At 39.4% G+C, this 15,397-nt stretch carries 12 protein-coding genes; 8 read left to right on the forward strand and 4 right to left on the reverse strand.

Going from position 1 to position 15,397, the window contains the following annotated elements; genetic code table 11:
* Positions 1-14 precede the first annotated feature (14 nt).
* The 8 genes from ACWPKD_RS00845 (at position 15) to ACWPKD_RS00880 (ending at position 11,470) form a co-directional block, all read left to right on the forward strand.
* Positions 15-824 carry an enoyl-ACP reductase FabI gene (locus ACWPKD_RS00845; RefSeq protein ID WP_455410782.1) on the forward strand — a complete coding sequence of 270 codons (810 nt, stop codon included), beginning with the start codon at positions 15-17 and terminating at the stop codon, positions 822-824.
* A gap of 122 nt (positions 825-946) precedes the next feature.
* Entirely contained in the window at positions 947-3,289 is a 2,343-nt protein-coding gene (locus ACWPKD_RS00850; RefSeq protein ID WP_455410783.1) for a T9SS type A sorting domain-containing protein, read from the forward strand.
* A 122-nt stretch (positions 3,290-3,411) separates the two neighbouring features.
* Entirely contained in the window at positions 3,412-5,574 is a 2,163-nt protein-coding gene (locus ACWPKD_RS00855) for a T9SS type A sorting domain-containing protein (protein ID WP_455410784.1), read from the forward strand.
* Positions 5,575-5,646: 72 nt separating this feature from the next.
* A complete protein-coding gene (locus tag ACWPKD_RS00860) occupies positions 5,647-7,422 on the forward strand; it encodes a T9SS type A sorting domain-containing protein (RefSeq protein ID WP_455410785.1) in 1,776 nt (591 codons plus the stop codon).
* Between the two features lie 84 nt (positions 7,423-7,506).
* Positions 7,507-8,505, forward strand: coding sequence for a glycosyltransferase (locus ACWPKD_RS00865; RefSeq protein WP_455410786.1), 999 nt, complete (start codon positions 7,507-7,509; stop codon positions 8,503-8,505).
* 3 nt (positions 8,506-8,508) lie between these two features.
* Positions 8,509-9,093 carry a dephospho-CoA kinase gene (gene coaE, locus ACWPKD_RS00870; RefSeq protein ID WP_455410787.1) on the forward strand — a complete coding sequence of 195 codons (585 nt, stop codon included), beginning with the start codon at positions 8,509-8,511 and terminating at the stop codon, positions 9,091-9,093.
* A 71-nt stretch (positions 9,094-9,164) separates the two neighbouring features.
* Positions 9,165-10,748: a sensor histidine kinase gene (locus ACWPKD_RS00875; protein WP_455410788.1), complete on the forward strand. Its 1,584-nt coding sequence runs from the start codon at positions 9,165-9,167 to the stop codon at positions 10,746-10,748.
* 5 nt (positions 10,749-10,753) lie between these two features.
* Positions 10,754-11,470 carry a response regulator transcription factor gene (locus tag ACWPKD_RS00880; protein ID WP_455410789.1) on the forward strand — a complete coding sequence of 239 codons (717 nt, stop codon included), beginning with the start codon at positions 10,754-10,756 and terminating at the stop codon, positions 11,468-11,470.
* Positions 11,471-11,522: 52 nt separating this feature from the next.
* Here ACWPKD_RS00880 and ACWPKD_RS00885 read toward each other — a convergent pair whose 3' ends face one another.
* The 4 genes from ACWPKD_RS00885 to ACWPKD_RS00900 form a co-directional block, all read right to left on the reverse strand.
* The gene (locus ACWPKD_RS00885; protein ID WP_455410790.1) at positions 11,523-12,254 is read right to left on the reverse strand and encodes an acyl-[acyl-carrier-protein] thioesterase; all 732 of its coding nucleotides are present in this window, start codon (positions 12,252-12,254) and stop codon (positions 11,523-11,525) included.
* Between the two features lie 72 nt (positions 12,255-12,326).
* Positions 12,327-13,250: a tRNA (adenosine(37)-N6)-dimethylallyltransferase MiaA gene (gene miaA / locus ACWPKD_RS00890; protein ID WP_455410791.1), complete on the reverse strand. Its 924-nt coding sequence runs from the start codon at positions 13,248-13,250 to the stop codon at positions 12,327-12,329.
* 61 nt (positions 13,251-13,311) lie between these two features.
* On the reverse strand, positions 13,312-14,673 hold the full coding sequence (locus ACWPKD_RS00895) for an exonuclease domain-containing protein (RefSeq protein WP_455410792.1): 1,362 nt from the start codon (positions 14,671-14,673) through the stop codon (positions 13,312-13,314).
* Positions 14,674-14,725: 52 nt separating this feature from the next.
* Positions 14,726-15,385 (reverse strand): YggS family pyridoxal phosphate-dependent enzyme, encoded by a 660-nt coding sequence (locus ACWPKD_RS00900; RefSeq protein ID WP_455410793.1) that lies wholly within the window; start codon positions 15,383-15,385, stop codon positions 14,726-14,728.
* Between the last annotated feature and the right edge of the window lie 12 nt (positions 15,386-15,397).

Here is a 15,397-nt window from a genome sequence, read left to right on the forward strand (position 1 = left end):
TCAAATTTTATTAAATGTATAATTTACTAAAAGGAAAAAGAGGGATTATTTTCGGTGCTTTGGATGAAAATTCCATTGCCTGGAAAACTGCTGAAAGAGTTCACGAAGAAGGAGGAACTTTTGTTTTAACCAACGCGCCAATAGCCATGCGAATGGGAACCATTGATAAGTTAGCGGAAAAAACCGGTTCTCAGATTATTCCTGCCGATGCTACTTCCGTTGAAGATTTGGAAAACCTGGTGGACAAAGCCGTGGAAATCCTTGGCGGTAAAATTGATTTTGTTCTGCATTCCATCGGTATGTCCGTGAATGTTAGAAAAGGAAATCATTATACCAACCAGAATTATGATTTTACTCAGAAAGGATGGGATGTTTCGGCCGTTTCTTTTCATAAAGTGATGCAGGTTTTGTATAAAAAAGATGCCATGAACGAGTGGGGAAGTATCGTTGCGCTTTCATATATGGCGGCTCAGCGCGTATTCCCGGATTATAATGATATGGCGGATAATAAAGCGTATCTTGAATCCATTGCGCGTTCGTTCGGTTATTTCTTCGGAAGGGATAAGAAAGTACGTGTAAATACCATTTCGCAATCACCGACGCCAACGACTGCAGGTCAGGGTGTTAAAGGTTTTGACGGATTTATTTCTTTTGCTGATAAAATGTCGCCGCTTGGCAATGCAACAGCTTTAGACTGTGCTAATTATACGGTAATGATGTTTTCGGATCTTACCCGTAAAGTTACCCTTCAGAATTTGCTTCACGACGGTGGTTTTTCCAATATGGGTGTAAGCGATTTTGTTATGGATACGTTTCAAAAGTAAATAAAATACTACATATACAGTTATAGAACTCACGCTTGTCGTGAGTTTTGTGTTTTATGTCGATTATTTAAGAAGTTCAAATTATAATTGGTTAAATTTATGTGAACTCTAAAGAAATAAACATGAAAAAAATTACGCTATTATTAATGTTTTTGATGTCACTGACCGGATGGAGTCAAATTTCGATCGGTACCGGAACGGATCAGTTGCAATCATTACCGTTTGACCCTTACTACGGTTATACGTATGGGCAGTCAATCTATCTTGCATCTGAAATAGGTGCAACAGGTACTATTACTGGTATTCAGTGGTACTTTAGTGGTAATGCCGGTGCCACAATCCCAAATTCACAAGGATTGACAGTTTATATCGGACATACCGCTAAGTCAACTTTTGCTTCAACAACAGATTGGGAACCTGTAGCAGGTTTAACTCAGGTATACACCGGAGGAGTTACTGCCAACGGACCGGGATGGGTGACCATTACCTTCACAACTCCTTTCGTTTATAATGGTACTTCCAACCTTTTGATTGCTGTGGATGAAAATATGGCTGGTTTTGATACATCAAACGATGATTTCTATAATACATCGGCAGCCAACAGAAGTATATATTACAGAAGCGATACGACGAATCCGGACCCGGCAGCACCGCCAACTGGGGTCAGAGCAAGTTTTGTTCCGAATATCACCCTTCAGGGTATCTCTGTTTCAACACCGCCAAGCTGTACAACATTGAGCAACCCGGCTAATGCAGCTGTTAATGTTATGTCTGGCCAAATTACCTGGACGGCTGCCACAGGAAGTCCAACAGGTTATAAATTGAATGTTGGGACAACTCCTGGGGGAACACAAGTGCTTAACATGATGGATGTTGGGAATGTGACAACCTACAACTTAGGAACTTTAACACCAGGAATCAGTTATTATGTTAAAGTAACTCCGTATAATGGTAACGGTGACGCTGCCGGTTGTACTGAAACTTCATTCACTACTTGTGGGACAATTACAGCGCCTGCAACTGAAAACTTTGCCACTTTCTTACCGGGATGTTGGCAGGAAGCAGATAACGGCGATTTAACGGCCGGGCCTGCTACATTTGGAGCAGGAGACTGGGCTGCGGATGGTTATCTTAACTCTGGAACAACAGGAGCTATCAAAGTTAATGTTTACTCCAATGTTAAAAATGATTGGGTATTATCTCCGATGTTTTCTATTCCGGCAACCGGATATGAATTGAAATTTGATGCTGCTGTTACACAATGGAACGGAGCCGGGGCTCCAACAACTCCTTGGGAAGCGGATGATTATGTACAGGTTTTAGTCTCGACGGGGTTAACTAACTGGACAGTATTGCATACGTTTACTGATGCCAATATTCCTTCAAATTTGGGAGGGGCAACTATCCTTGATTTAGATGCTTACGCCGGACAAAATGTACGGTTTGCGTTCAGAGTAGTGGAAGGTACTGCAGATGGTGGGGCTGATGTCGATTTCTTCGTAGATAATTTTGAAATCAGGGTTTCGCCTTCATGTGCTGAACCGACAGGCTTAGCGGTATCAAACGTTACCGATGGAGCTGCTGTTGTCAATTGGAACGCTACGACTGGAAACTATCAATATGTGTTGGATAATGTGGCTACTGATCCTGCTGGGTCCGGAACTACGTTAGCGGGTGAAACCTATAATGCGAGCCCTTTGTTAGCATCAACAACCTATTATTTCCATGTTAGAACAGTTTGTGCAGGTCCTATCTACAGTACCTGGTCTACAGTTTCATTTACAACTTTGGCTACACCACCAGCTAATGATAATTGTACCGGTGCCGCTACTCTTACTTTAGGAGCTCTTTTTGCAGATAATGATGTGCCGGTGAATCTAGCCGGGGCAACTAATTCCAACCCTCCGGATCCGACATGTGCTTTATTTTCCGGAAACGATGTATGGTACCGAGTAACTGTTCCTGCTTCTGGAAGTTTTACGGTTGAAACGAATAACGATGGTTCAGGAAATTTTGATACAGGATTGGCTGTATATTCAGGAGACTGTGCAAGTTTGGTTTTGGTAGAGTGTGACGATGACGACAGTGCAGACGGTAACTATTCATTGGTAGCTTTAACAGGCAGAACTCCTGGTGAAGTACTTTATGTAAATACATGGCGATACAGTGGAGGAGCTGCCATCACTTATCTGATTTCTGCATACGATGCTTCCTTAAATACGGGTTCATTCGATGCAGCAGGTTTTAACGCTTATCCAAACCCGGTTAAAGACGTGCTTAACTTATCCCATTCAACTGAAATGTCTTCAGTGGAGGTTTATAATGTGTTAGGGCAAAAAGTTCTTGTGAAAGAATTAAATGCAGCTCAGGCACAAATCAATTTATCAGCACTGAATGCAGGAAACTATATTGTTAAGGTTACTGCCAACGGAGCTACAAAATCGATTAAGGTTATTAAAATTTAACAAAATTCATATATTTTATTAAAAAAGACAGCTTTGGCTGTCTTTTTTTGTTGTAAATGTAAAATTTTTCTCGAAAAACAAATATTTTTTTAAATTAGCCACTCTAAAAAACAAACAAACATATGAGAAAAATTTTTACTCTTTTTTTAATTCTTACCGGTTGGCAGCTCTTTGCACAATCAACCTGTACACAAACCTTTACCGTTTCGGGAGATGATGATGGTCCCACGGTATTGACCATAAACGCAAGTGATCTTACTTGTTTCGGAACTAATGCAGTAACAAGTATGAAATTGACCAATGCTGCAGGAAGTTTAACATCCGGATTTTGCGCAGCAGATGGTTCCAGCTGGTATGGTTTTGACCTGTCAATTGACGGTGGAAATGTAATTACCGGTTGTGCAAACGATTTTAATGAAGTAAGCATTACTGGATTTGGCTCACTTACAATCACGTCTCATGATGATGATGCCTATTCAGACGGCATAACCATCACAATTGATGTGGAAGTGACTTTTACTCCTTCTTCTCCTCCGGCTTGTACTTCATTGTCTGCCCCAACCAATGGGCAAACAGGAGTTAGTTCAAGTCAGGTTTCATGGCCTGTTGCCGCTGGTGGCCCTACAGGTTATAAGTTAAACGTTGGAACAACACCAGGAGGAACAAATGTTCTGAACATGTTTGATGTTGGAAATGTTTTAAGCCACGATTTAGGAGCATTAACTGCGGGAACAACTTATTATGTAAAAGTAATACCTTACAATATAATAGGAAATGCAACCGGTTGCAGTGAAAGTTCATTTACAACATGTGGTGCTATTGTTGCTCCTTCAGCTACTGAAACCTTCGATACATATTTACCGAATTGTTGGTCAGAAGGAGAAGATGGTGATTTGGCAGCTGGGCCTGCAACACTTGGAACAAGTGGCTGGGGTGAAGACGGTTTTGGAAACGTTGGAAATACAGGCGCTATCAGATATAATTTATATTTAGCGACTGCTAATGACTGGGTTATCTCTCCGGTATTTACAATCCCGGCTACCGGTTATGAGCTTAAGTTTGATGCTGCAGCTAACCAATACGCGTCTACAAACGCACCTACAACACCTTGGGAAGCTGACGACGTTGTTCAGGTTTTGGTAAGTACATCCGGAATGTCAAACTGGACCGTTTTATACACGTTCAATGATACGAATGTACCTTCAAATATTGGTACTACAAGAATTATTGATCTGGACGCATTTGCAGGACAGAATATTAGAATTGCCTTCCGTACTTTAGAAGGTGTGGATGACGGTGGTGCAGATATCGATTTTTCGATTGATAATTTACAGGTAAGGTTAACGCCATCTTGCGCGGAGCCAACAGGATTGGTAGCTTCAGGAGTAACACACAATTCTGTTACTGTAAACTGGGGCGCAACAACTGGAAATTATCAGTATGTATTGGATAACGTTGCAACTGATCCAGCAGGTGCAGGTACAACATTATCGGGAGAGACTTATAATAGTTCTTCTTTGAATCCAAGTACAACTTATTATTTGCATGTGAGAACTGTTTGTGCGGGTCCTGCTTATAGTGTATGGTCTACAGTTTCATTTACTACATTGGCTACACCACCGGCAAATGATGATTGTTCAACAGCGACTGTACTTACTTTAGGCGCAGTATTTGGTGACAATGATGCTGCAGTAACACTTGCTGGGGCAAGCAACTCAAATCCTCCGGCACCAGGATGTGCTTCGTTTTCTGGGAATGATGTTTGGTATTCGGTTACTGTACCGGCTTCCGGAAGTTTGACTGTTGAAACCAATAATGACGGTTCCGGAAACTTTGATACCGGATTAGCTGTTTACTCGGGTAACTGTGCAGGTTTAACAATTGTGGAATGTGACGACGACGACAGTGCTGACGGTAACTACTCTTTAGTATCCGTTACAGGAAGAACACCTGGTGAGGTTCTTTACGTTAATACCTGGAGATATGGTGGCGGAGCAGCAATTAATTATCTGATTTCTGCTTACGATGCTTCTATGAGTTCCGGTTCTTTTGATCTTTCAAGCTTTAAAGCATACCCTAACCCGGTTAAAGATATGTTGAATGTATCATATATTTCTGAAATTTCTTCTGTAGAGATCTTTAATATGTTAGGTCAAAAAGTAACTGCTAAAGCATTGAATGCTACTCAGGGACAAATCGATATGTCCGGTTTGAGTTCTGGAACGTATATTGTAAAGGTTACTTCTCAGGAAGGAACTAAATCCATTAAAGTTGTAAAACAATAATTTTATATTAAAGTTTATAAAAGCCACCTGAAAAGGTGGCTTTTTTTTTACTTTTGCAAAAAAAAATAAAAAATGAATAAAAATTACTTTGTTTTCTTGGGCTTGCTTTTGGTGAGTTTTATTTCAAATGGGCAGACATTATCGGCTGATGTGATTCAAACTACGTCGGGCTGTTATGGTGAATGCAATGATTTTACAGTTAACTATCCGACTATCAGGGAAACAACATCCTATGCTGTCAGTGCAATACCTTATGCACCACCTTTTGGCTATACGAATGGAACAGCAACATCAATAAACCTTGACGATAGATGGAGCGACGTTATTGATTTAAAAGGCTTGACTCCTGAAGAATTTAATTTTTGTTTTTACGGTCAAACTTATAGTAAAGTTTTACTTTCAACAAATGGTGTTGTTACATTTAGCATCGCCGGTGTTACACCTGGAGGACTTTATACACCAAGTTCTTTCAGTACTTGGGTGAATTCAGGGGCAATACCTTATTCCGGAGCTAGTACCAACGCTCCGTTCAAGAATTCGATAAATGGTGTTTTCCAGGATCTTAATCCTGCCGTAACCAATGGGTTTGCCGTGCCAAATATCAATTATTATACAGCAGGAATGGCGCCTAACAGGGTTTTTGTTCTGAATTTAGCGCAAACCGCTCAATACGGATGTTCTTCGGATGCTGCTGTAGGTGCGCAAACCTCACAAATTATATTGTATGAAGGCAGTAACATTATTGATGTATATGTTCAGAGAAGAGTGCCTTGTAATTCTTGGGCAAATGGTAACGGATTGATAGGTGTTCAAAATCAAGCCGGGACTATAGCAACAGCTGCTCCGGGGAGAAATGGTGGAAATTGGTCAGCAACCAATGAAGCATGGAGGTTTACACCAAACGGCAATGTTGTTGTACCGACAATAACATGGTTTGAAGATGGAAATGCGATAGGAACTGGAGCCACATTAAATACCTGCTCTACAGTTCAGGAAACCTATACAGCTCAAGTTTCTTACATGAATTGCGCTGCAACAGTTTTAAACGATTCGTATACGTTTACTCCGATGCCTCAAATCAATGGCGGACAACCGAATGATATTGTATTGTGTAGTTCAGCGCCTCAGCCTTATACATTTGATTTAACACAGAACACCCCGGTTGTTTTGAACGGTTTGAATCCTCAATCACATGCAGTTAGTTATCATACTACTTTAAGTGGTGCGCACGGAGACATGGATATAATTACGAATCCGCAAAGTTATGTGTCAACATCTCAGGTGATTTATGTAAGACTTGAAGATCTTATGACAGGCTGTATAGTAGTGACGAGTTTCAATGCTGCTATAGCTCCTAATCCATCAGCCCCAACCGGTAATTCAGTTCAGACTTTTACAGATGGTGAAACCCTGGCAAACGTAGAGCTTAACGGGACAAATCTTAGGTGGTATTCCGAAGCGCAAGCCGGAAATTTGTTGCCTCAATCAACATTGCTGGTAGATGGTACAACTTACTATGCTACACAAACAGACGAAACAGGTTGCGAAAGCAGAAATGCTACTTCAAATAGATTTGCAGTAACAGTTTACAATGTTTTGAGTGGTAATGAGTGGGATAACGCAATGTTTAAAGTTTATCCGAACCCGGTTAAAGACATGTTGAATGTATCTTATATTTCTGAAATTTCTTCTGTAGAGATCTTTAATATGTTAGGTCAAAAAGTAACTGCTAAAGCATTGAATGCTACTCAGGGACAAATCGATATGTCCGGATTGAGTTCAGGGACTTATATTGTAAAGGTTAGTTCTCAGGAAGGGACTAAATCAATTAAAGTTGTAAAAGAATAAATCTTTTAGAAAATATGAAAAGCCACCAATTTTGGTGGCTTTTTTGTTTTATAGCGTTATCTTTGTTAAAATTATTTACCGATAATGTATTTTTCGTTTATTATACCGGTCTATAACCGCCCTGATGAGATTGAAGAACTGTTAAAAAGCTTAACAGAACAGAAGTACCATGAAGATTTTGAAGTAGTTGTTGTTGAAGACGGTTCAACAATTCCCTGTCATGATGTTGTAAAGAAATATGAAGAAAAATTATTCATTTCCTATTTCAACAAACCTAATTCGGGACCTGGTGATTCCAGAAATTTCGGAATGCGTCACGCCATGGGAAGTTATTTTCTGATTCTGGATTCCGATTGTATTTTGCCGGAGCATTATTTAGCATCCGTGGATAAAAATCTGAAAGAGAATTATGTGGATTGTTTCGGTGGTCCCGATAATGCTCTGGATTCGTTTTCAACGGTTCAAAAGGCGATAAATTTCACCATGACTTCTTTCATGACTACAGGCGGTGTAAGAGGTGGAACAGAGAAAATCGGGAAGTTCCAGCCCAGAAGTTTTAACATGGGTTTGTCTAAAAAAGCATTTGAGGCTTCTCAGGGATTCGGAAATATCCATCCGGGAGAAGATCCTGATTTAGCCATCCGTTTATGGAAATTAGGCTTTAAAACAAGGCTTTTTCAAGATTCCTATGTGTATCATAAGCGAAGAATCGATTTCAGTAAATTTTACAAACAGGTTAATAAGTTCGGAAAAGCGCGCCCGATTTTAGATTCCTGGTATCCGAAATACAGCAAAATAACGTTTTGGTTCCCGACATTTTTCCTTTTTGGATTGTTGGTGTCTTTGGGTTTGTGGGCATTCGGTTTCTCCATTCCGGTAAAACTGTATGCCGCTTATTTCCTGATCTTATTTTGGGTAGGTTCAATAGAAACCATGAGCCTTTTGATTGGCTTTTTAGTGGTTTTTGCCGCTTTTTTTCAGTTTTTAGGTTACGGAATTGGCTTTATATCGTCTTTTATAAAAGTGAGACTTTTGAAAAAGGAACCGCAAGTTGTCTTTCCCGAGCTTTTCTTTAAAAAATAAAGTATGACTAAAATTGTTGGATTAACGGGAGGTATCGGTAGCGGAAAGTCGACCATCGCTAATTATTTCAATGAAATGGGTGTCCCTGTTTATATAGCGGATGAGGCGGCCAAAGAAATAATGGATTTGCCGGATGTGATCCAGAAAGTGCAGTCAATTTTTGAAGAAAATGTAATCGAAAACAACTGTCTGAACCGAAAAAAAATAGCGGAATTGGTTTTTTCAGCACCAGAGAAACTCAAAGCGCTTAATAAAGTTGTGCATCCAGAAGTGAAAAAGCATTTTCTTGAATGGGTGAGGCAACATCATAAATTTCCGTTTGTGATAAAAGAAGCCGCAATATTATTCGAAAGTGGCAGTTATATAGATTGTGATAAAATCATCTTGGTTACCGCACCGGAACAGGTTCGGATCCAAAGAGTCGTAACTCGTGATAAGGTAGCTGAAAATCAGGTTTTTGAGCGCATGAAAAATCAATGGTCGGATGAAAAAAAAGCCGCATTGAGTGATTATATAATCGAAAATATCAATTTGCAAGAAGCTAAGCAAAAAGCTAAAGAAATTCTTAAAGAATTGAATAAAATGTAAAAACTTAAGCAGATGTTAATCTTTGGTTAATATTTTTAAGGCTTAAATGTTAAAATGTTAATTTTGTTTTGATGAATAAGACACGTTTCCGGTTATTGGTTATTTTGATGAGCTTGTCCCTTTTAGGAATTATTCTGGTTCAGTTGTATTGGATTAATACATCGTACAAGAATAACGAAGAGCAGTTCAAATACCACGTAAAGCAGGTTATTGGAAATGTAGCCAATAAGTTGCAGCAACAGGAAGCCTTTGAGTTCTATCAGAAATACAACAGACTGAAAGACAGTATCGGTAAAGCACCTAAGCAAAGTGAACTTAAAGAGTACTTTTATGTGGAGCGCAATCCGAGAACAAATGAGCAGATCATTTATTCGAATACCATCATTCAGGAAGATTACAATATCAACCGATCGTTCTTTGATAAAAATGCTGATTCAGTAAAAATCAAAAACTTCGTTTCCAAGCGTAAGACTGAAATTTATAACGGTAACCTGATTGACAATTCGGGACTTCAGAAGACTTCTGCTCCGGATGTTACCATTGAAAAATCAGGAAGACTCGATATTCTTGATAAAGTACAGTTTGAAACGTATTTTAAGGATATTATGGCTTTGAAATCGATTCAGGAAAGAATTTCCGTGGAACGGTTGCGAGCGATGCTTGAGAACGAATTACGTGAGTATGAAGTAAAGACGCAATTTGAATTCGGTATTTACAGCAGTGGTCTGGCCACGAAAGTAAAATCCGAGAATTTTAATTACGATAAGAATTCCACTTACGGAGTTCCTGTTTTTGCCGATAATGACGGAGAATCGAAATACCAGTTGCTGGTAAGTTTCCCGCAGAAGGAAAAATTCCTTTTCTCTTCATTGGTAGGTATTACGTTGCTTTCATTGATTTTTACGCTCGTTATCATTGTGGCTTATTTCAGTGCTTTACATCAGTTGATTAAGCAGAAACAAATTTCAGAGATTAAAACGGATTTCATCAACAATATGACGCACGAGTTTAAAACGCCGATTGCTACAATCAATTTGGCCCTCGATGCAATCAAAAATCCGAAAATCATTGAAGATAAAGAGAAGATTCAGCGCTATTTGCAAATGATCCGCGACGAAAACAAGCGAATGCACGCGCAGGTGGAAAATGTTCTCCGTATATCAAAACTGGAAAAGCGAGAGTTGGAAATCAGCAAAGAACCAACCGATGTACATGATATCGTAGAAGACGCCATCGAGCATGTGAACCTGATCGTGGAAGACAGGGGAGGCGTGATCAAAACAAATCTCAACGCGAAACGAACAACGATTTTATTGAATGACGTCCATTTCACCAATGTAATCGTGAACATATTGGACAATGCGATAAAATATTCACCGGAAACACCGGTAGTGGAAGTTTCCACGGAAAACGTGAAAGACTTCATCCTGATTAAAATAAAAGATCAGGGAACCGGAATGAGTAAAATAGCACAAAAGAGAATTTTTGAAAAATTCTACCGCGAGCACACCGGTGATTTGCATAATGTAAAAGGTCATGGTTTAGGTCTGGCCTATGTAAAAAGAATTATTGACGACCACAACGGTCATATTTTTGTAGAAAGCGAGAAAGGAAAAGGCAGTACTTTCACTATTAAAATGCCATTAATAAATTAAGAAATATGGATACAATTAACAAAAAAATCCTGTTAGTAGAAGACGATCCAAACTTTGGTGCAGTTTTAAAAGACTATTTAACGATAAACGATTTTGACGTCACTCTGGCCAAAAACGGTATGGAAGGTTTCGAAAAATTCAAGAAAGACAACTTCGATTTGTGTATTCTTGACGTGATGATGCCTTACAAAGACGGTTATACGCTGGCAAGAGAGATTCGCGATAAGAACAAAGAAGTGCCTATCATTTTCCTTACGGCCAAATCGATGAAGGAAGATGTATTGAAAGGATACAAGGTTGGAGCAGATGATTATCTGAACAAGCCTTTTGATTCTGAGGTATTGCTGATGAAAATCAAAGCGATTATCATGCGTAAGGCGTCTGAAACTAAAACGGATACTACGAAATTCGAATTTGAAATCGGTAAATTCCATTTGAATTCAAAATTGCGTTTCCTTACTTATCCGGGTGATGAGCCAATCAAATTATCACCAAAAGAAAACGAATTGCTGAAAATGCTGGCCTTGCACGAAAATGATTTAATGCCTCGTGAATTGGCTTTGACAAAAATATGGAGAGATGATAACTACTTTACTTCCAGAAGTATGGATGTTTACATCGCTAAATTACGTAAGTATTTAAAACAGGACGAAGACGTTGAGATTTTAAATATTCACGGAGAAGGATTCCGTTTGGTAGTTAAAGGTAAAGCTGCCGAATAGACAGTTAAGAATACTAATTATTGGTTAAAAGCCCTGAGAAATCAGGGCTTTTTTATTTTTCCAGCACCATGGCGAAACAGACTTTCCCTTCTTTGGTTACGGTGAAGAAATCTTTTTCTGGGTTGGCATTTATTTCTACGATTTCAAACAGATTCAACTCACGCAGAAAATTCATTTCCAAGGCTTTGAATTCTTGTTTAAGAACCGTTTTCGGATGTAGGCTATCCAGGCACCATTCAAGGTATTTCGTGTTGTTCACATGATTCACAATATCCAAATCGGACAAAACCACATTACGTTTCCCAACTTTTTCAGTTTCCTGAAGAATGTTGATTCTTGAAAAACTTTTCGAAGTTGCCTGATGTTCCGGATATTTTTCGAAGTGTTCATGCGGTAAAGCCAACCCTTCCGATTTTCGCAATTGTGTATTGAAAACCGCCCAAAAGGTAGTTGTGCCGACAATCTTTTTATCGTTCAGATACATTTCAATGTTACGGATCGATTTGTTCCCTTCCAGACTTTCAATCCAGGTTTTAACCACTACTTTGTCCTGCCATTTCGGTAACGCGTCAATTTCAATACGGATTCTGCTCAAAACCCAGGCCTGATGGTGTTCCTGCATGTCGTTGAAACTCAGTCCGCCCAAAATGGAATGTTCCGCCGCAGTGAGTTGCAGTAAATTGCACAAATCCACATATTTCAGATAGCCATTCGGTGCACATTGGGTAAAATTGATTTCCCATTCGTGTGAATAAACTGAAGTGAAATTAGGTGAGATAGGCATTTTTTTGAGTTATGAATTATGAATTATGAGTTATGAATTATGAATTATGAATTATGAGTTATGAATTATGAATTATGAATTCATTTTGCTATTCACAAAGTTAACGATTTCCGAAACATCACTCTGATAATCAAACCATTTGGCATGTTCCGTTCTTTTGAACCAGGTGATTTGGCGTTTGGCAAAGCGTCGTGTGTTTTTCTTGATTTCTTCAACAGCGAATTCCAAAGAAGTAATTCCGTCGAAATAATCGAAAAGTTCGCGATAACCTACTGTTTGTAAAGCATTAAGATGTTTGTTCGGATATACCGATTTGGCTTCTTCCAGCAGACCTTCTTTCATCATTAAATCAACCCTTAAGTTGATGCGGTCGTACATTTTTTCCCTGTCAGCTTCCAAACCAATAATAACAGGTGTGAAATTGCGCTGGTTTTTTCGTAATCCGATGAAGGAAGAATAAGGCTTTCCGGTTCCCAGACAAACTTCCACAAAACGTTTCATGCGCTGTGGGTTTTGTAAGGTCTGGGGGTTTTCCGTTGAAATTTTACGGAAGAAATCCGGATCAAGTTCTTTTAGGGTATTTTGCAGATAATCAATACCTAATGTGTCATATTTTGCATTGATTTCCTCGCGTACGGATGCCTCAATATCCGGAAAATCGTCGAAACCTTTTAAAACAGCATCGACATACAAACCGGAACCGCCAACCATAATCTGGACATTGTTCTGTTTGAAAAGTTCTTCCAATTTAGCAATGGCCTCCGTTTCGAAATCACCAACCGAATAAGAATCGAAAACCGAGATGTTCTGTATGAAATGATGTTTCGCTGCAGCCAATTCCTCCGCATTGGGAACAGCCGTACCAATCCGCATTTCCTTAAAAAACTGCCGGCTGTCACACGAAAGGATTTCACAACCGAAATGCTGCGCCAGTTTGATGCTCAAAGCGGTTTTTCCGATTGCCGTCGGGCCGATTATGGTGATTAAAAAATTCAAACCTGCGTTTTTAAATTTGTTGACTGAGGACTGAGACTGAGACTGAGACTGAGACTGAGACTTAAAACTTAATAATCTTTAGCACCTTTTTCTTTCGGGTGTAATTCTGAATGATGTTCCTTGAATCACGGTTGTTCTGCATCGGGATGATGATGTTTTTCAGGATTTCGATGTTGTTGACCTGATAATTCAAATCGTAGAAACAATAGCCTTTGTAAACACCGTTTTCCACTAAAACCGCACTTCTTTCGTCGATGCTTCTGCCTCGGTCCACAATAACCATATTCTGGTTTTGCAACTGGTTGTTTTCCAGGAAGTAATTTACACGTTTGTTGTAATCTTCCGGTGATTCTTTACCTACGCAAGCGCCCAGGCATTGTTTTAAATCGTATTGAAAACAGCCTTTTTTAGTATTGTACAAGCCGTTTACTTTTTGACAGAACTGATGCTCTTCGGTTATTTTATGCAATATGGCTTTTCCTTCCAAAAGGGTTGCAAACGAAGTGATTTCCTTTTTGCGTCCGTCTGTTTTCTGAAGTTTTAAGGCCAGATATCCGTCTTCATTTTTCTCAGCATATAAAGCGTATGGGAAAATGGTTTTGCGTTGCGAACGGTTGTAAATCGGTTTGTTGACTTTGATTTCCTCGCTTTCTTTTAAAAGGGCAATCAATTCACTTCCTGTTTCTTCATAGGTAACTGCAAAAACTTCGTTCTGAATCTTTTTGGATTTGCGTGAAGTAGCCGTAAAATGCTGATTCACACGTTTTTTTATATTCTTGCTTTTTCCAATGTAGATAATTGTTCCGTCTTCTTTATGGATGTAATAGATGCCGGTTTTGGAAGGAATACCATCAACAATATCCATTAATTTAGGAGAAATACCGGTTTTGATTTCGGTTTTCACATAACTTTTCACGATTTCTTTTTCCAGATCTTTGGAAAGCAGCATTTTGAAAAGTTTTACAGTCGCCATCGCATCTCCGGAAGCACGGTGTCGGTCCGCCATTGGGATGCCTAACGAACGTACGAGCTTACCTAAACTATAGGACTGATGTCCCGGAAGCAATTTTTTGGAAAGTTCCACGGTACAAAGCGTCGGTTTTTTAAAGTCGAAACCTAATCGTCTGAATTCGGTCTGTAAAATGCGATAATCGAAAGAAGCGTTATGCGCCACTATGACACAGCCTTCCGTAATTTCAATAATGCGCTTGGCCACTTCATAGAACTTAGGTGCCGAACGAAGCATCGCATTATTGATACCGGTAAGTTTCACCACAAACGGCTGAATCGGGATTTCCGGGTTGACCAAACTGATAAACTGATCCACAACCTCGTGACCATCAAATTTATAGATGGCGATTTCCGTAATACCTTCTTCGTTGTATTGCCCTCCGGTGGTTTCTATGTCGAGAATTGCGTACAAAATCAGTTATGAGTGATAAGTTATGAGTTATTAGTTATTAGTGATTATTTTGCTATCTGCTTCCAAAGATACTACTTCCTATGCGAACCATTGTGCTTCCGCACTCAATTGCCAGCGGATAATCGCCGGACATTCCCATGGAAAGGGTTTGCAGGTCGCAGTTTTCGGTTTTCAGTGTTTTGTATTTATCGAAAATGGCTTTCAGGTTTTGAAATTCTTTTTGGATTTGCTCCTGATTGTCCGTGAAAGTAGACATGCCCATTAAACCGACAATTTTTATATTCTTCAGCCCTTTTAATGCGTCGGAGGATAAAATTTCGTTCAGTTCCTGTTCGTCTAAACCGAATTTGCTTTCTTCTTCAGCAATATGAACTTGAAGCAAACAGTCTATCACCCTATTGTTTTTTAGAGCCTGCTTGTTGATTTCCAGTAGTAATTTCAAACTGTCCACTCCGTGAATCAAACTGACGAAAGGGGCAATGTACTTTACTTTGTTGCTTTGTAAATGTCCAATGAAATGCCATTCAACATCATTAGGAAACTGGGGTTGTTTGTCCACCAATTCCTGAACATAATTTTCCCCGAAAATCCTTTGGCCGGCATTGTACGCTTCCATCAGATCACTAACCGGTTTGGTTTTGGAAACTGCTACCAAAGTTACGTGCGACGGAAGAGTGGATTTAATATGTTGGAGGTTGGATTGGATCGACATTTATTTTAAAAA

It is taken from the genome of Flavobacterium pedocola (genome assembly GCF_053764385.1).

Excerpts from the sequence above, each read along its gene's own strand:
- coaE (WP_455410787.1), top strand. The coding sequence starts at position 8,509 with ATGACTAAAATTGTTGGATTAACGGGAGGTATCGGTAGCGGAAAGTCG.
- ACWPKD_RS00865 (WP_455410786.1), top strand. The coding sequence starts at position 7,507 with ATGTATTTTTCGTTTATTATACCGGTCTATAACCGCCCTGATGAGATT.
- ACWPKD_RS00880 (WP_455410789.1), top strand. The coding sequence starts at position 10,754 with ATGGATACAATTAACAAAAAAATCCTGTTAGTAGAAGACGATCCAAAC.
- ACWPKD_RS00845 (WP_455410782.1), top strand. The coding sequence starts at position 15 with ATGTATAATTTACTAAAAGGAAAAAGAGGGATTATTTTCGGTGCTTTG.
- ACWPKD_RS00855 (WP_455410784.1), top strand. The coding sequence starts at position 3,412 with ATGAGAAAAATTTTTACTCTTTTTTTAATTCTTACCGGTTGGCAGCTC.
- ACWPKD_RS00860 (WP_455410785.1), top strand. The coding sequence starts at position 5,647 with ATGAATAAAAATTACTTTGTTTTCTTGGGCTTGCTTTTGGTGAGTTTT.
- ACWPKD_RS00875 (WP_455410788.1), top strand. The coding sequence starts at position 9,165 with ATGAATAAGACACGTTTCCGGTTATTGGTTATTTTGATGAGCTTGTCC.
- ACWPKD_RS00885 (WP_455410790.1), bottom strand. The coding sequence starts at position 12,254 with ATGCCTATCTCACCTAATTTCACTTCAGTTTATTCACACGAATGGGAA.
- ACWPKD_RS00850 (WP_455410783.1), top strand. The coding sequence starts at position 947 with ATGAAAAAAATTACGCTATTATTAATGTTTTTGATGTCACTGACCGGA.
- ACWPKD_RS00900 (WP_455410793.1), bottom strand. The coding sequence starts at position 15,385 with ATGTCGATCCAATCCAACCTCCAACATATTAAATCCACTCTTCCGTCG.